The sequence below is a fragment of the Pectinatus cerevisiiphilus genome, assembly GCF_004341685.1.
GTDB lineage: Bacteria > Bacillota > Negativicutes > Selenomonadales > Selenomonadaceae > Pectinatus > Pectinatus cerevisiiphilus.
This window is the reverse complement of the sequence record NZ_SMAA01000002.1, coordinates 115,627-130,871: the sequence shown is the minus strand read 5'-3', so window position 1 is coordinate 130,871 and position 15,245 is coordinate 115,627. Positions and strand designations below refer to the sequence as shown.

At 35.1% G+C, this 15,245-nt stretch carries 18 protein-coding genes, 1 tRNA gene and 3 pseudogenes; 8 read left to right on the top strand and 14 right to left on the bottom strand.

Annotated elements, in window-relative coordinates; genetic code table 11:
* Nucleotides 1-80: 80 nt before the first annotated feature.
* A complete protein-coding gene (locus tag EDC37_RS01755) occupies nucleotides 81-914 on the bottom strand; it encodes a TrmB family transcriptional regulator (RefSeq protein WP_132547300.1) in 834 nt (277 codons plus the stop codon).
* A 231-nt stretch (nucleotides 915-1,145) separates the two neighbouring features.
* On the opposite strand from EDC37_RS01755, the gene EDC37_RS01750 reads away from it, so the two are divergent.
* Both EDC37_RS01750 and EDC37_RS01745 read left to right on the top strand, forming a co-directional pair.
* On the top strand, nucleotides 1,146-2,075 hold the full coding sequence (locus tag EDC37_RS01750) for an AEC family transporter (RefSeq protein ID WP_132547298.1): 930 nt from the start codon (nucleotides 1,146-1,148) through the stop codon (nucleotides 2,073-2,075).
* An 84-nt stretch (nucleotides 2,076-2,159) separates the two neighbouring features.
* The gene (locus EDC37_RS01745; RefSeq protein ID WP_132547296.1) at nucleotides 2,160-3,143 is read left to right on the top strand and encodes a D-isomer specific 2-hydroxyacid dehydrogenase family protein; all 984 of its coding nucleotides are present in this window, start codon (nucleotides 2,160-2,162) and stop codon (nucleotides 3,141-3,143) included.
* Nucleotides 3,144-3,239: 96 nt separating this feature from the next.
* On the opposite strand, the gene metA is transcribed toward EDC37_RS01745, so the two are convergent.
* The 4 genes from metA to EDC37_RS01725 form a co-directional block, all read right to left on the bottom strand.
* Nucleotides 3,240-4,199, bottom strand: coding sequence for a homoserine O-acetyltransferase MetA (gene metA / locus EDC37_RS01740; protein WP_132547294.1), 960 nt, complete (start codon nucleotides 4,197-4,199; stop codon nucleotides 3,240-3,242).
* Nucleotides 4,200-4,221: 22 nt separating this feature from the next.
* On the bottom strand, nucleotides 4,222-5,058 hold the full coding sequence (locus tag EDC37_RS01735; RefSeq protein ID WP_243642153.1) for a radical SAM protein: 837 nt from the start codon (nucleotides 5,056-5,058) through the stop codon (nucleotides 4,222-4,224).
* Nucleotides 5,059-5,172: 114 nt separating this feature from the next.
* Nucleotides 5,173-6,357, bottom strand: coding sequence for an iron-containing alcohol dehydrogenase (locus EDC37_RS01730; protein WP_132547290.1), 1,185 nt, complete (start codon nucleotides 6,355-6,357; stop codon nucleotides 5,173-5,175).
* A gap of 18 nt (nucleotides 6,358-6,375) precedes the next feature.
* Nucleotides 6,376-7,032 carry an HAD family hydrolase gene (locus tag EDC37_RS01725; protein WP_132547288.1) on the bottom strand — a complete coding sequence of 219 codons (657 nt, stop codon included), beginning with the start codon at nucleotides 7,030-7,032 and terminating at the stop codon, nucleotides 6,376-6,378.
* A 231-nt stretch (nucleotides 7,033-7,263) separates the two neighbouring features.
* Here EDC37_RS01725 and EDC37_RS01720 point away from each other — a divergent pair, with 231 nt between their 5' ends.
* Together EDC37_RS01720 and EDC37_RS01715 are read left to right on the top strand one after the other, a co-directional pair.
* Nucleotides 7,264-7,689 carry an OmpH/Skp family outer membrane protein gene (locus tag EDC37_RS01720; RefSeq protein WP_132547286.1) on the top strand — a complete coding sequence of 142 codons (426 nt, stop codon included), beginning with the start codon at nucleotides 7,264-7,266 and terminating at the stop codon, nucleotides 7,687-7,689.
* A gap of 150 nt (nucleotides 7,690-7,839) precedes the next feature.
* Nucleotides 7,840-7,915, top strand: a tRNA-Thr gene (locus EDC37_RS01715).
* A gap of 122 nt (nucleotides 7,916-8,037) precedes the next feature.
* Here the strand turns inward: EDC37_RS01715 and EDC37_RS01710 are convergent.
* Nucleotides 8,038-8,310 (bottom strand): annotated as a pseudogene (locus EDC37_RS01710) (transposase); the annotation flags it as partial.
* An 86-nt stretch (nucleotides 8,311-8,396) separates the two neighbouring features.
* Here EDC37_RS01710 and EDC37_RS12355 point away from each other — a divergent pair.
* The 4 genes and pseudogenes from EDC37_RS12355 to EDC37_RS12345 all read left to right on the top strand — a co-directional run bounded on the left by EDC37_RS12355 (nucleotide 8,397) and on the right by EDC37_RS12345 (nucleotide 9,508).
* Nucleotides 8,397-8,822: a transposase gene (locus tag EDC37_RS12355; RefSeq protein ID WP_207900815.1), complete on the top strand. Its 426-nt coding sequence runs from the start codon at nucleotides 8,397-8,399 to the stop codon at nucleotides 8,820-8,822.
* A pseudogene (locus EDC37_RS12645) lies at nucleotides 8,735-8,923 on the top strand (IS3 family transposase); the annotation flags it as partial. The gene EDC37_RS12355 and the pseudogene EDC37_RS12645, both read left to right, overlap by 88 nt.
* A 21-nt stretch (nucleotides 8,924-8,944) precedes the next feature.
* Nucleotides 8,945-9,157 carry a DDE-type integrase/transposase/recombinase gene (locus tag EDC37_RS12350; RefSeq protein WP_207900817.1) on the top strand — a complete coding sequence of 71 codons (213 nt, stop codon included), beginning with the start codon at nucleotides 8,945-8,947 and terminating at the stop codon, nucleotides 9,155-9,157.
* Nucleotides 9,158-9,172: 15 nt separating this feature from the next.
* The gene (locus EDC37_RS12345) at nucleotides 9,173-9,508 is read left to right on the top strand and encodes an integrase core domain-containing protein (RefSeq protein WP_207900814.1); all 336 of its coding nucleotides are present in this window, start codon (nucleotides 9,173-9,175) and stop codon (nucleotides 9,506-9,508) included.
* A 1-nt stretch (nucleotide 9,509) separates the two neighbouring features.
* On the opposite strand, the pseudogene EDC37_RS12495 reads toward EDC37_RS12345, so the two are convergent.
* The 8 genes and pseudogenes from EDC37_RS12495 to EDC37_RS01670 form a co-directional block, all read right to left on the bottom strand.
* Nucleotides 9,510-9,647: pseudogene (locus tag EDC37_RS12495) on the bottom strand (IS256 family transposase); the annotation flags it as partial.
* 121 nt (nucleotides 9,648-9,768) lie between these two features.
* Nucleotides 9,769-10,209, bottom strand: a complete 441-nt coding sequence (locus EDC37_RS01700; RefSeq protein WP_132547284.1) for a hypothetical protein — start codon at nucleotides 10,207-10,209, stop codon at nucleotides 9,769-9,771.
* A gap of 78 nt (nucleotides 10,210-10,287) precedes the next feature.
* Nucleotides 10,288-11,139 carry a zinc ribbon domain-containing protein gene (locus EDC37_RS01695; protein WP_132547282.1) on the bottom strand — a complete coding sequence of 284 codons (852 nt, stop codon included), beginning with the start codon at nucleotides 11,137-11,139 and terminating at the stop codon, nucleotides 10,288-10,290.
* A 214-nt stretch (nucleotides 11,140-11,353) separates the two neighbouring features.
* Nucleotides 11,354-12,226, bottom strand: coding sequence for a zinc-ribbon domain-containing protein (locus tag EDC37_RS01690; RefSeq protein WP_132547280.1), 873 nt, complete (start codon nucleotides 12,224-12,226; stop codon nucleotides 11,354-11,356).
* 328 nt (nucleotides 12,227-12,554) lie between these two features.
* On the bottom strand, nucleotides 12,555-13,121 hold the full coding sequence (locus EDC37_RS01685) for a zinc ribbon domain-containing protein (RefSeq protein WP_132547278.1): 567 nt from the start codon (nucleotides 13,119-13,121) through the stop codon (nucleotides 12,555-12,557).
* A gap of 11 nt (nucleotides 13,122-13,132) precedes the next feature.
* Nucleotides 13,133-13,702 (bottom strand): DUF805 domain-containing protein, encoded by a 570-nt coding sequence (locus EDC37_RS01680; protein WP_132547460.1) that lies wholly within the window; start codon nucleotides 13,700-13,702, stop codon nucleotides 13,133-13,135.
* Nucleotides 13,703-13,786: 84 nt separating this feature from the next.
* Complete coding sequence (locus EDC37_RS01675; RefSeq protein ID WP_132547276.1) at nucleotides 13,787-14,020, bottom strand: helix-turn-helix domain-containing protein; 234 nt, start codon at nucleotides 14,018-14,020, stop codon at nucleotides 13,787-13,789.
* 276 nt (nucleotides 14,021-14,296) lie between these two features.
* On the bottom strand, nucleotides 14,297-15,148 hold the full coding sequence (locus EDC37_RS01670; protein ID WP_132547274.1) for a zinc ribbon domain-containing protein: 852 nt from the start codon (nucleotides 15,146-15,148) through the stop codon (nucleotides 14,297-14,299).
* Nucleotides 15,149-15,245 lie beyond the last annotated feature (97 nt).

The following is a 15,245-nucleotide window of genomic DNA, read 5'->3' as shown; positions in this document are numbered from 1 at the left end:
TTCTCATAATATTGCCAGCACAAATCTTTGCTACAACCATAAAAACTATACCTTTTAAACTTCAGCTGTAAGCAATAAATTTAAAGAATTGAAAGCCATTGCTTTACAGCTTCCGGTCCCATATTATATTTCTTGCGCAGGTTCACCAAATCCGGGCCAAAACTTTCTTCAAGAATATCACGATGCTTTTTTAATATCTCACCAATATAAAGATCGTGAATAATTTCCTCCGTGATTGGCATTACTAACCCCGGATGTGTGGTAGTAGCCGCCCGGCTTTCTGCCCCTAAGGAAACAATACCTGCCAATATTTCTTTATCATCAACGCTAAGTATAAGCCATCGTCCGCCATATTCTGCATATATTTTATCTATGGAATCATGTGAATATACATGTGCAAAATTTAACGATACTTCCCCAAGCGCAACGATGGTAACTTCTACACCTCTATTGGCAGCCATTTTAAGCTTTTTCTTGACAATCTCAGCCTCTTCCGGACATATCTCCAACAGTATTCGATGTCTGGCTCTATCAATAATTTCTTCAGCCTTATTTATAATCGCTCCAGATCCTTTAATGTCCCATATGTTTTCTCTATGCCGCAACACTACAGGATAATTTTTCAAAGTCTTTTCCGCTATGCTAAAGCACTTTTCAGCATAGCGTTTTTTCTTGGCAAGCAATTGCTGCGGTGGCAGTGGAGAATATAATGCTGTATTTTCATGGTTTACCAATACCACTCCCCGTTTTTCCAATCCACCCAAAACTTCATATACTTTTGACCGCGGTACACCGGAATTTAATGCAACTGCATATCCAGAAAGAGGTGCTTTTTCAAGCAATGCCAAATATGCTTTCGCCTCGTACTCTGTAAAATCCAGTCTTTGTAGTACAGCTAAAATATCAGTATCCATAATTTCCAATCCTTTTCTATCTCTAATATAGTAGACAGTATAACACCAAATACTTGACATAGGTATACAAAAAGATTATCATAATTCTAGTGACTAAACAAGTAGCTACTATGATAATGATAATCGTATTTTATTCTATTTATTTATCTATACATAATCTATTTTTAAGGAGGGACATCCTGCGCTACACAATACATATTATTTTTATGTTTTTGCATTCAGGGAAAATGAATGGCTATTTTAACGATGATAACTCAGGTTTTTGTATTATTTTTACTTATGGGGCTTGGTTTTATTCTCTCAAAGACTGGTAAGATTGACCAAAAGACTTCTTACCAGATGACATCGCTGTTATGTTACATTATTCTACCTTGTGCCATTCTTTACTCATTCCAGATGAAATTTACAAGCAGTATGATGATTAATTTTATCATCATGTGTGCTATAACTTTTGGTGTCCACATTTTTAATATTCTCGTTTCAACACTCGTCTTCAACAAAAAAATGTTCCCCGATGAGCACCAAAGAAATGTTTTGCGTTTTTCCGGTACTTATTCCAACACCGGTTTTATGGGTTTCCCTTTGTTAGACGCCCTAGCTGGAACGACTGGCTTATTCTACGGCTCAGCTTATAATACCGTTTATGGCTTTTTTATCTGGACACATGGTGCCATGCTTTTTTCTGGAAAAATCAGCAAAAGATCTATCTTAAAAGCATTTTTAAATCCAAATATCATTGTGTCAATTGTTGGTTTGATTCTTTATTGTTCTTCTATCACACTTCCCGGTCCAATTTATTTATTCGTTAAATATCTTGCGCAATTAAATACAGCACTTTCAATGATTATAATTGGCACTACCATGACACAGATATCCTTCAATAGATTATTTACCAACGTACATTCATGGTTAGGTGTCATAATGCGTAATGTGATACTGCCTTTTGCTTTGCTCTTTTTCCTCTATGCAATAGGCATACGCGGTGAACTTCTCCTTTGCAGCATAATTCCGGCAGCCTGCCCGATTGCAGGTTTTTCCGTATTATTTTCAAAAATGGCACATAAAGACGTTGGCTTTCCGTGCGAAGTTATGTCCCTATCGACTGTTTCCAGCTTGGTCACAATGCCCGTTATCCTCAGCGTAGTCGGTATGCTCTCATAAGCATTCATAATTCAAATTAGATTATATTTTGCCTTTCAATTAGGAAACTACTTTTAGCAAATTTTAATTTTTTAGGGGAAAAGCATGAAATTATTTGTTTACAACTTAAGAGAATTTGACGAAAGACAATATTTTGACCATTTTAGCCAATCCTATGGATACGAATACACCTCTACAGCAGCGTTTCCTACTCTGGAAAATACAGCTTTGGCTAAAGGCTGTGACGCGATCAGCATTATTCCATGCCGTATGGATGCGCCCTTATTAGATAAATTCCATGCATTGGGTGTCAAATATATTTCTACCCGCTCAATAGGTTATGAGCATATCGATATAACCTACGCCCACAAGCTTGGCATGAGAGTCAGCAACGCCCGCTATTCACCAGACAGCGTTGCCAATTATGCCATCTTAATGATGCTCATGGTCTGCAGAAATATTGTCCAAATTATAGATCAGGCCAGACTGCAAAATTATACGCTAAGAGGTAAAATAGGCCGGGAGCTGTCCCAATGCACAATTGGTGTACTTGGCACAGGGAGAATCGGTTGTACAGTATTGAAACATTTACATGGCTTTGGCTCTCGTTTATTGGCTTACAGTGTCCATCAAAACGAAGAAGCAAAACGCTATGCCACATATGTTGACTTTGATACTTTTTTAGCTGAATGTGATATTATCTCTATCCATACCCAATTTACCCAAGACACCTATCACCTGATCAACGCGGTGACCATCCAAAAAATGAAGGATAAGGTAATCATTGTAAATACAGCGCGCGGTGCTCTGATCGATAGCAAAGCCTTAATCCAAGGAATTGAAAGCGGAAAAATTGGTGGTGCCGCCCTTGATGTATTAGAAAACGAACAAGACTTTTACTCTTCAAATAAAATCGGCGCCATTATAAAAAATCATGATTTAGCTATTTTACGGTCTTTTCCAAACGTAATTTTGACACCCCATACTGCTTTTTATACAGATAATGCCATTCGCAGCCAAATAGAAAGCACCTACAAAAGTATCCATGATTTTGAAATGGGTATAGCTAGTCAATTAGAAATTTTATAAAGACTTATAAAACCACATAAATAAAACATGACAAAGGGCTTCCCATGTAATGAACATAGGAAGCCTTTTTCTTTGCCGTATAAAATATGTTATATATCAAATCTCACGAATACCATTACTCCAGTGCTCGGAAACATTCTGCAACTTAGACAAATCGTATGGCGTTTCCTGATATACATAATAATTGAGCCAATTGGCAAATAATAAATTTGCCACACTGCGCCATTTCACCACAGGCCTTTGCGATGGATCGTCATTAGGATAATAATTGCAGGGAATTTGAATATCAAGCCCTGCGCTAACGTCACGGTCATATTCCCATTTTAAAGTAAGCGGATCATATTCAGCATGTCCCGTTATAAAGAACTGCCGTTTCTGTAAATTGGCAACTGCATATACACCGCACCGGCTGTCTGATTCTGCCAAAAGTGTCAGTTCTGGTACCTTTTCGATATCACTGCGCCGAACTTCTGTATGGCGTGAATGCGGCACATAAAATTCATCATCAAAGCCCCTAAAAAGTTTTTCATTTTCAACCAGCAAATGATGTTTATAAACGCCAAAAATTTTGGGTTCCACATGATATTTGGGTATTTTATAATGATAATAAAGTCCTGCCTGTGCACCCCAGCAAATATAAAAAGAAGAAAACACGTGTGTTTTTGTCCATTCCATTATCTGGCAGACTTCCTGCCAGTAGGCCACGTCTTCATATTCCATTTGTTCTACAGGAGCACCTGTCATAATAAAACCATCGTATATTTTATCCTTCACATCTTCAAACGTTCCGTAAAATTCTGTCAAGTACTCCATTGAAGTATGCGCTGGTGTATAAGACTGTGTATATATAAAATCCACTTCGACTTGCAGTGGTGTGTTACTTAAAAGTCGCAGTACCTGTGTTTCGGTAACTGTCTTAAGCGGCATCAAATTTAAAATAAGAATCCGCAAAGGACGTATGTCCTGTTTATATGCACGCTCAGCATCCATGACGAATATATTTTCATTATCCAAGATCTGGGCGGCTGGTAAATTATTAGGTATTTTTATTGGCATAGCTTCACTTCCTAAAGATAAATTACACTGACTTTGTATTTCCTTGTTTTTGCATCTTACCCCGCAGGACTCCACTCCCATCAAAAACAGGAATAAAATCCACTGAAGAAGCACTTTTTTCCTGAACAAAACAATTTTTAATGCCTAACGCAAGAGCAGTATCCACTACCTTTTGGTACTCAAAGGTGGTGAGTTTCCTGTTAATTTTAGGAAAGGCCGCTGCATTATACGCTGGGGTATATTGACTCATCAGGCTTATATAAATCTTGTCACCAAACGTTGACCAAAGCCATTCCACTATTTTTATACTGTCCTTATACAGCCAGGGTAAGATTAAATGTCTTACTAAAACGCCCTTTTTCATAAGATTATTTTCCATCACCAGTGGTCCGACAGCCGCAACCATCCTTTTTATAGAGGCCGCAGCGAAATGGAAATAATCTGGCGCATGAGAATATTTTTGCGCCGCAGCATCATCAAAATATTTTAAATCCGGTAAAAACACATCTACATATGTACTAAGTTGGTCAATAACTGCAATGGATTCGTAAGCATTTGTATTGTAAACCACAGTCAGCTTTAAACCAGCAGCACGTGCCCTCTTCAAGGCCTCTATTACCACTGGTGCATAATGTGTCGGCGTCACAAGTTCCAAACACTCCACATTTTTCTGCTGCTGTTCTAAAAAAATTTCTGCCAGCCGTGCTACATCTACTGAAATACCGTACCCCTGAGCACTTATCGTATAATTCTGGCAAAACTCACATTTTAGATTACAATTAGAAAAGAACACCGTACCGGCTCCATTTTTGCCTGATATACACGGTTCCTCCCATTTGTGGACACTGACCAGCGCCACCTTAGCTTGTGCTCCTGCCCCGCAAAAACCTCGTTCATTTTGACTGCGGTTTACGGCACAGTGACGCGGACATAATAAACATTTACTATCTTTTATAGCAATCGCTCCTAAATATCAATGATTAGCCATTTTATACATGTTAATCGCATCTTGTTTGGCAATCGGCTTAAAATTTCCCACCGTTTTACTGCCACCATCAGTACACATATCAGCCAGATAGCTGATATTCTTTTCATCCTGGACACCAATTCCCAGTTCACTAAAGCATGTCGGCAAACCAATAGAATGAAAATATTCTTCCATTTTATCAATCCCTTTAAGTGCAGCTGTTTCCGCGTCCTTTTCATCTATCTGCCAAAGGACATTAGCCAGTCTTGCAAAACGTGCAATGTCTGTTTTATAACTATAACGTGCCCACGATGCCCACATAGTTGTGAGTGAAGCACCATGTGTTACGTCAAATTTACCGCTCAATTCATGTCCTAGTTTATGGACACTAAAATCCTTTTGCCTGCCTAAGCCCGTCAAATCACAATGGGATAAGCTGCCGCAATACATTATTTCACTTCTGGACAAATAATCATTTTCTTTTTCCAATGCATCATGGCTGAAAGCAATAACATTTTTTAACAAACCTTCTGCTATGAAATCTGTCATATAATTATCCTTATCCTTGGAGAAATAACGTTCCAGCGTATGCATAAGGATATCGCCAATCCCACAAGCCACTTGAAATTTAGGTGCGCTATAGGTCAATTCCGGATTCATAAAAGCCATTCTAGGTCTATTAAGTACCATACTTAAACCGCGTTTCTGCCCTGTTTCTTCATTGGTTAAAACAGCTGAATCACTTGTTTCACTTCCCGCTGCAGCTAAAGTCAGCACAGAAGCCAATGGCGTAGTCTTATGAATTTCTACTTTTTTCTGCCATATATCGTCCCATATATCATATTTACTATTAGCCACTCCATGTGCTAAAGCCTTCGCAGTATCAATGACACTGCCGCCACCCACAGCCAAAATAAAATCCACTTTTTCCCGTAAAGCCAACTTTATTCCATCACGCACAAAAGACACAACAGGATTTGGTTTCACGCCGCCCAAGGTTATATATTGCAAACCAGCAGTAGTCAGATTTGTACCTATTCTATCTAAAAGACCGTTTCTTTTCACACTGCCGCCGCCATATACCACAAGCACTTTACTAGCTCCGCATGCTTTTATCTTTTTTCCTGCCTTTAGTTCTGCATCTTTACCAAAAATAATCTCAGTAGGACAGCAATATTCAAAACTTTTCATAATATACTCCTCCAAAGTTTATATATTCATTATTTTTTCTATGGAAATGTCCTTCAAAGAATTTACCCGCATATCAGCCGCAGAAGCATCCTGTCCACAGTCTTTATATGCCGGATTGCAGTACGCAATACAGTAACATGCCGCGCTTTTTGCCGCTTTTATACCAGCCTCAGCATCCTCTATAACTACACATTCTTGAGGTTTTATGCCAAGTTTTTGCGCTGCCAATAAATATATTTCAGGATTTGGCTTGCTCTCCGTCAATTCTGCACCACTCAAGATAACATCAAAGCAATCAAAAACACCAAATTTTTTCAAAAACCATTCTATATTATAACGCACAGATGAAGAAGCCAAAGCTAAAGGTATATTTTTACTACGAAGTTCTTTAATAAGGTCTAATGCCCCATCGATAGGCTCTACCGCCCCATTATCAGACGCATATTGCAAAAACAACTGGTGTTTCCGCGCAACAATCTCTTGTAAAGGAATATCCGCAGATGCCTTTTTTATAAAATCACTAAAAAAAGCATTGGAAGAACGCCCAAAATATGCCATGCATTCTTTTGGTGAGCACTCTATACCATATTCTTTTAAAGCCTGTATCTTCATTTTAATGTGAATGGTTTCGCTATCCACGATAACTCCGTCCATATCAAAAATTACAGCTTTCATCTCATCATCCTCAAAAAATTATACCAATATTATAACATTTTTTATTTACAGTGTCATTTTCAATTCTACTTTCTTTATTTATGAAACCTACTATATAAACCTGCACCAAATCAAAGAAAATTTCCCTAAATAGAAAAAAAACTTGCTAAATACAAACTGATAACGTACACTTAACTATAGTTCTGCTAACATAAAAATATGCTATAAATAGCTAAATGGAGGTCATGAATCATGAACAAATTTTTCAGCATTATCTTTGCAGTCGTATTCGCTATATGCATTTACGGAGCTTATTCACCGGCACAGGCATCAGCTGCTGGGCTTGGTTCTGTAAACATGAGCGAAGTCATTGCAAATTATCCTGATATGCAAACCACTAACGCTGCTGTTGATCTTGCACGTCAAAAGGCTCAAAACGAATTTAACGAAAAATCGGCTTCACTTGACGATAAAGGCAAAAAAGACCTTTTCGACAAATTAAACCAACAAGTTACTGAACAACAGAACAAACTTTTCCAGCCAATTCGCGATAATATCTCTAAAGCAGTTGACGCTACAGCTAAAGAAAAAGGCCTTGATGCAGTTCTCGATAGCTCCGTTGTATTCTATGGTACAGTAGACGTAACACAGGATGTAATTGCTAAACTTAAGGCTTAATATTTTATCCTATTTTGTTATCGTTTTCTAAACAAGCGGCAATCCTTCACAGCCTAACTTTTTCTAAAGTAGACTGATATGAATATGGATTGTCGTTTTAATATTTTCTTGACAAAAAACGCTCTTTCAATTATGATATATACGTTGTCTGCTGGCATAGCTCAGTTGGTAGAGCAGGTCATTCGTAATGATCAGGTCGTAGGTTCAAATCCTATTGCCAGCTCCATATAGAAAATCAAGGCTTCCGAAATTTCGGAAGCCTTTTTGTTTTACCGGAAAATATACCTGATTACTGAATAATGTCTGCGGTCATTATCTATTCCTATATAATAACAGTTTCTGCTAATGTCAATAGTAGTTCGCAAAATCTAAGGTACCCCCGAAGCAATTAAGCAACCGATTTTGTCTTTTTTCTTTAACCTGTTGTAGTATATTTGGATTAATATAGCAGTGGCTCATTGACCAGTCTTCACTATATTCGATCAGATATGTCACAACTAGTCGAATATAAGAATCCATACTGGGGAAAATTCCTACAACGGTTGTCCGTCGGCGAATTTCCCGATTGAGCCGCTCAAGCATATTGGTAGAGGCAATTTTACGGAAATCTATTGGTGCAAAATATAATGAACCCATAAATTAAGACAAAAAATCAGTTGTTTTTAAGTTAGGTATTGACTAATATTTTAGATGAAGGAGACATTCTTATGAAACGTAATCCACACACACCTAACGAAAAAGCAAAACTGGTTCTTGAAGTCTTAAAAGGCGAACGTACGCTCAACGAAATTGCTTCAGAACATAGCATTCATCCAAATATGCTTTCAAGATGGAAAAACGAAGCTATTGCAGGACTCGCATCTGTTTTTGAAAACGATGCTGCCCAGAAACGTAAAGAGAAAAAAGAACACGAGACCGAAATTGACGAACTTTATGCTCAAATTGGCAAACTGACTACTCAAAATGAGTGGTTGAAAAAAAAAATCTGGTCTGTGATTTTTCTTCGGCTGCAAGGCAATCACTGGTTGATTGGTCTGGTGCAGATATTCCTATTGTCGAGCAGGCCAGCCTGCTGTCAATTAATAGAACTACGTTATACTACCGACACAGATTACCAGATACCAATGATTTAGAAATTAAACGACATATTGATAAAATATACACAGCACATCCAGAGTTTGGATATCGCCGCATATGCGCATGGTTAAACCGTTATGAAAGCATTCACATTAATCATAAAGCAGTATTGAGACATATGCAGCAAATGGGCATACAGGCTATTTATCCTCGTCAGAATACCAGCCGCACCAATCCACAAAATCCTATATATCCGTATCTACTAAAAGGCTTATCAATAGAGCATCCTGATCAAGTCTGGAGTATTGACATAACATATATTCCCATTCGTTCTTCATGGCTGTATCTGACAGCCATTATTGACTGGTATTCACGGTATGTCATTGCTTGAATGTTAGATGATACGATGGATATCGAGTTCGTACTAGAAACGAGTCGAAAAGCGTTACAAATAGGAACACCAACAATTATGAACAGTGATCAAGGCAGTGATTTTACCAGCCCACGGTACACGAATATTTTTATTGATGCTGGTTGCAAAATAAGTATGGATCATCGTGGACGTGCCTATGATAATATTTTCATTGAACGTTTATGGCGCACCGTAAAATACGAGAATGTGTATCCAAAAGAATATGAATCACCAAGACAAGCCCGTATCGGCATCAATGAATATATCCGCTATTACAATGAAAAGCGGCTTCATCAAAGCTTGAATTACAATACTCCGGAGGAAATATAGCAGCATTGATTTTTGCATTCACTTCAGTTTCCATGAGCTTTTCACAAAGCCACTTGAGCATAGCAAGCATTGGATCATCTTCGGTCATGAATTGTAGTAGCATTTTTTCTAAAGGTAGGTTAGAATAAGTATGAGCCATCGGTTTTCAACTCCTTTTAGGTTTGTTTGGTCACTTATCTTTTTCGGAGTTACCGATGGTTTTTCCTATTCCTTTTTGCGAACTTTATTATATTCTATCCAGTTTCTTATTATTTTATAACTTATTCATAAATAGATTTATTATAAAATTTAATTTTATAAGCTAATTCAAATGCCATTTCACCTGCTTCATCAACGGCTGTAGCACCTATTCCTTTATCTGGATTAATATAACTCCAATCTGAGTTACCATCCTGATCTACATACATTCTTCTCAAATTATAATTATAGAAAAACCGTAATGTTTGTATATCAGATATATCTATATTCCCCTTATCTACATTATCAACTCGTACAACATTAACTGCTATTATATACTGCGGTGGAGCGTATTTTTCTACTTCTAATGAACTTTTATCAACATACCAACCGGTACCATTATGTCCAAGACACATAACAAAATTTGTATCACCATTTAAATACTTAGGATAAGGATTAGCAAAAGCAATTTGTGATAATGATATAATGCATAATCCTAATAAGACAAACATTACTTTTTTCATAACTTTTCTCCAGCAGTTAAAGACCATTCTGCCGCTTGGCCTAATGTATATTAGTTAAACAGTAATAATACTACTCAATCAATTTGATGCTGGAATTGAAACATTGTGTTCATCGATATACTGATGTAATGTTTTCATTTCAGTCAATAATAAATTAGCCATATCAACATTTTTTTGTTCCTTTAAAACTTCATGGTAATGACCTGGTTTTAAGCCGTAACCACTGTATAACATACCTGGTATTACATTCCCCAATTGATCTACTTTAAAAATGGCATATATCGGAAAGGTATGTTTTGAACCGTTCCAAATACCTAGACCTTCATCATTATCATGTACATCATCATCTATTTCTAACAAACATATGAGTGGATCAAATGTATTATATGATTTTTGAATATAAAAATTATACGTTTTCATTAAAAAATAAACCTTAGCAATTCTATCATTATTTTTATCATAAATGATAAACTTATAGTTGCCATGACTGTCATTCACTAATGCCAAAAATCCATTCTCATTATGCCCTAAAGTAGAAGCTATTACCTTTTGCTCTGGCTTTAATGCTCCTGAAAGAAGCCTTTGTGTCGCATCGAGAATATTTTCTTCTGGTGGAGACTCTTGAGTTTTTGGTTGGGACGCTGGAGTGCTTTGTGTTCCAGTAGCTTGTTCAGCCACAACCGGTTGAGGTGTTGATATACTGGCACCAGTTTTTTTATACCAAAATATACCAGCTGCAATACCTATAATTGCTAAAATAGACACTACCCCAGTTACTATAACTGTCATACGTTCTTTATCACTCATGCCTGTCTTTAAACAAGTATGCTGAGAAACTATTGTATTATTATCAACAACGATTCCGCACTTAGGACAAAATTTACTTGAATCTAATAATTTTGCTCCACAGTTTCTACAATATTTATTCATATTATTTCCTTATATAAAACATTTTAAACAAATTCATGTTACCAATTACCATAATATTCTCTATGCATAGTTTATATATGCTATAAATCGAACACATTTTTATAAATTTTCTTATACCCGACAATTTGACACAATTAACTTCGTATAAAACTATATAAATGTGACTCTGCATTATATATACTCGATTAACTTTATCAGGCAGAATAACTTTCCCCTATTTATTTATCTTATCTCCCATAATTTGTATGGTAATATCTGTTGGATCTTTCTGTTTTACTATGCCCAGGCAAGTACCTTCAGCCGATACAAAATCTCCTTCATGAAGTTTATTTACATCATCAACATTTTTATTATCTATAGCGACAATAATGGAATAAGTTTTTCCTCCACTTTCTTTAAAGAATATTGTCACGCCATAATCCTGATTATTTAAGAATTGAGCTTTATTAATAACTTGACCCGTAATTTTTACTTTTTTATCTTTATACGTACTTTCTGCACTACTTTGATCGCGAATATAGTCATTTGCCATATCTTCAGCTTTTACTGTTATACTACTACCTGAATTGGTATGAGTATCACTATCGTTAAATACGCCTGCCCTACTCAGTATAAATAAAATTACTACTATTGCAGTCCCAATGATACTAATACCTTTTTTTAAGTTTGATTTTTTAGGTGGAGTATTATTAGTATATGTAAAATTGTTCATATTATTAGCCTGACCTGCATTATTATTTGCTGGTCCTACTTGAATTTTTGTACCACATGCAGTGCAAAAAACAGCATTACTCTGTAAAGCTGCACCACAATTAGGACATCTTATTAGATTATTATTTGTTTCAGAATGATTAATTTTATCACTAGTATTAGCTTTATCTTGTATTTTCGTACCGCATTCAGTACAAAAAATGTCGTCATCTTGTAAAGCTGCGCCACAATTAGGACATTTACGAGTATTTAATTTATTATTGGACTGAAAATTAACCTCATTACTATCTGTTTTCTCTGTCTGGGCACCGCATTCAGTACAAAAGGCACTATTATCTTCCAATATAGCGCCGCATTTCGAACATTTTTTCGACATTATTACACTTCCTTTGATAAACTTTGTGATTATCCATAATCACTTTAAAATTACATTTTTTATATTTTAGCTATTGCCTGTAAAAGTAAAGAAATGACCAAATATTATACTTATAATTCAATGTTTAGCTATAATATCTATCGCCCAGATTATAATACTAAAAAATAATTATAATTTTTCATAAAAATATAAAAGTAACATAAATTTTTAAAGCATTCCCAATTGTATACTTCAAATCTATTTTCTATACCATTGGTCATTATTATTTGCTTATTTATGTGTAACTATCAAGACCACATTAACCGCCCTTCATACTTAACATTTCATTTCATGCCATTTCATTTAATTTGAAATTTCTATTTTTATATCTTAGCATTTCTACAAATTTTTTAAAACTATCATCTTTCAAATCCACGTTAAAAGGAATTACTGTATTCCCCGTTCTTATACTTACTTTACGACTTCTAAGAAAAGGCACTACTAGAATTATAGCTAATAATATACGAAAATCACTACGTGAAAAAAAGATTAATAAGATAACCATAACAATCCCAATAATATTTACTTTTTTTTCACTAAAAATATCTTGAATATCAGATATAGGTATTTGCCAATTTTTTTTACCATATTTAATAAATGGATCCAATATTTGATATTGATAAATATTCATTATATTACCATTTAGTTCAATCTGAGTCACACTTTTTCCATACCGAGTTACCCCAAGCCATTTTTTTAATTTTACAAATTCAAATGATTCTTGTACATCAGTATTAGTAGGTGATGGTATTACTGTTTTATTACTAACCCCAGTTTGGTTGGCACCACAGTATGGGCAAAATTTAGAATTCATATTTATTTCTCTATTACACGCAGCACATTTTGTGGCATTCATATTAATTGCTCCTATGCTAAAGGATCAGGTCCATATTTATTAGCTCCTGTTGTACCATGTTTAAACCATAAACAAAGAGGAACTTTTATCCATCCATAGAATGGTATACAACCTACCCACAAAAAATCACCTGATTTATCGGTATCATGGCATCTTTTAATATCCAATGCTATCGATGAAAGAAAACAAAACGGAACTAAAACAATTAATACACATGGAAGTACATTGCTTATTCCTGTATTGCCATCTGACACTATACTAGAAATAGTAACCATAGGAACAAGTATAGATATCATAAGAATAATTAAAATAATAATTTTTCTTATGATCCAATCGCCTCTACTAATACGTCCACGCCAAGATAAAAATTTTCCAAATAAACTTTGTTTTGGTACCCCATTATTAATAGACACCATTTCTGCTTGAGACTGAAAATGCGTTACTGATGTAGATACCGCATTTTCAATATTATTTGGAAGTGAATCTACTGATGAATTCATTACTACCTTTGTACCACAACTTGGACAAAATATTTTACCTTCTTGTAATGGCTTTCCACAGTTTGGACAAAATTTACTCATAATAATTCAGTCCCCCTTTGATAAATATTTAAATAAAAACTCTTAGAAATAAAAGCTTTTAATATAACCTTATACATACTCAATTTATGAAATTTTATTATTCTCATTTAATAAATCAATTAGTTTAATATCTAATCCATCAGCAATTTTTATTAATAATGGTAATGATGCACAATTTTTTAATCTGCCACACTCTATTTTTCCTAAACAACTATAACTTATGTCAATTTTTTGTGCCAATTGTTGCTGCATATATCCTTGCACTTTTCTGTAATATACAATCCGCAATCCGATCATTCGCACTAATCTAGCAGACATTGTGCTCACCTCATAATATAGAATGATATCAGAAAAATGAAATCATTTGTTTCCTCTATAATGCTTATTTATTCAATATCATAATTAAGTGAAAAAAATAATGTTGGAGTAAGCTTGAATTTTTGCTTACCCCAACATTTAGTATAGAACCGAATTTTTGCTTACCCCAACACATAGTGTAGAACCAAAAACAATTTATGAAAATGCATATAATACCCACTTCTAATAAGACGTCCATTATTTTCTCTAACAGTTAAATACCATTTTGCTACTCAATCAATTCGATGCTGGAATTGAAACATTGTGCTCATCAATATACTGATGTAATGTTTTCATCTCAGTCAATAATAAATTAACCATATCGACATTTTTCTGTTCCTTTAAAACTTCATGGTAATGACTTGGTTTTAAGCCGTAACCACTATATAACATACCTGGTATTACATTTCCCAATTGATCCACTTTAAAAAGAGCATATATCGGAAAGGTATGTTTTGAACCATTCCAAATACCTAGACCTTCATCATTATCACGTACATCATCATCTATTTCTAATAAACATATGAGCGGATCAAATGTATTATATGATTTTTGAATATAAAAATTATACGTTTTCATTGAAAAATAGACCTTGGCAATTCTATCATTATTTTTATCATAAATAATAAACTTATAGTTGCCATGACTGTCATTCACTAATGCCAAAAATCCATTCTCATTATGCCCTAAAGTAGAAGCTATTACCTTTTGCTCTGGCCTTAATGCTCCTGAAAGAATTCTTTGTGTCGCATCGAGAATATTTTCTTCTGGTGGAGAATCTTGAGTTTCTGGTTGGGACTCTGGAGTACTTTGTGTTCCAGTGGTTTGTTCAACCACAGTTGGTTGAGGTGCTGGCGTACTGTCATTAGTCTTTTCATACCAAAATATACCAACTGTAACACCTATGATTACTAAAATAGCCACTAATACTGTTGCCATAATTAACATACGTTTTTTATTACCGCTTATATCCGTCTCTATAAAGTCACTCTTGGAATCGACTGTATTGTTAACTCTAGTTCCACACTCAGAACAAAATTTGCTTGAATCTGATAATTTTGCCCCGCAGTTCCTACAATATTTATCCATATCATTTCCTTACATAAAACATCTTATACAAATTCATGTTACCAATTCCCATAATACTCTTTATATATAACCATTTTATCCATCTTTCTATACTTTA

Bases quoted from the DNA above. Each gene is read 5' to 3' on its own strand.
- EDC37_RS01755 (WP_132547300.1), bottom strand. From the start codon at position 914: ATGGATACTGATATTTTAGCTGTACTACAAAGACTGGATTTTACAGAG.
- EDC37_RS01750 (WP_132547298.1), top strand. From the start codon at position 1,146: ATGGCTATTTTAACGATGATAACTCAGGTTTTTGTATTATTTTTACTT.
- EDC37_RS01745 (WP_132547296.1), top strand. From the start codon at position 2,160: ATGAAATTATTTGTTTACAACTTAAGAGAATTTGACGAAAGACAATAT.
- metA (WP_132547294.1), bottom strand. From the start codon at position 4,199: ATGCCAATAAAAATACCTAATAATTTACCAGCCGCCCAGATCTTGGAT.
- EDC37_RS01730 (WP_132547290.1), bottom strand. From the start codon at position 6,357: ATGAAAAGTTTTGAATATTGCTGTCCTACTGAGATTATTTTTGGTAAA.
- EDC37_RS01725 (WP_132547288.1), bottom strand. From the start codon at position 7,032: ATGAAAGCTGTAATTTTTGATATGGACGGAGTTATCGTGGATAGCGAA.
- EDC37_RS01720 (WP_132547286.1), top strand. From the start codon at position 7,264: ATGAACAAATTTTTCAGCATTATCTTTGCAGTCGTATTCGCTATATGC.
- EDC37_RS12355 (WP_207900815.1), top strand. From the start codon at position 8,397: ATGAAACGTAATCCACACACACCTAACGAAAAAGCAAAACTGGTTCTT.
- EDC37_RS12350 (WP_207900817.1), top strand. From the start codon at position 8,945: ATGCAGCAAATGGGCATACAGGCTATTTATCCTCGTCAGAATACCAGC.
- EDC37_RS12345 (WP_207900814.1), top strand. From the start codon at position 9,173: ATGGATATCGAGTTCGTACTAGAAACGAGTCGAAAAGCGTTACAAATA.
- EDC37_RS01700 (WP_132547284.1), bottom strand. From the start codon at position 10,209: ATGAAAAAAGTAATGTTTGTCTTATTAGGATTATGCATTATATCATTA.
- EDC37_RS01695 (WP_132547282.1), bottom strand. From the start codon at position 11,139: ATGAATAAATATTGTAGAAACTGTGGAGCAAAATTATTAGATTCAAGT.
- EDC37_RS01690 (WP_132547280.1), bottom strand. From the start codon at position 12,226: ATGTCGAAAAAATGTTCGAAATGCGGCGCTATATTGGAAGATAATAGT.
- EDC37_RS01685 (WP_132547278.1), bottom strand. From the start codon at position 13,121: ATGAATGCCACAAAATGTGCTGCGTGTAATAGAGAAATAAATATGAAT.
- EDC37_RS01680 (WP_132547460.1), bottom strand. From the start codon at position 13,702: ATGAGTAAATTTTGTCCAAACTGTGGAAAGCCATTACAAGAAGGTAAA.
- EDC37_RS01675 (WP_132547276.1), bottom strand. From the start codon at position 14,020: ATGTCTGCTAGATTAGTGCGAATGATCGGATTGCGGATTGTATATTAC.
- EDC37_RS01670 (WP_132547274.1), bottom strand. From the start codon at position 15,148: ATGGATAAATATTGTAGGAACTGCGGGGCAAAATTATCAGATTCAAGC.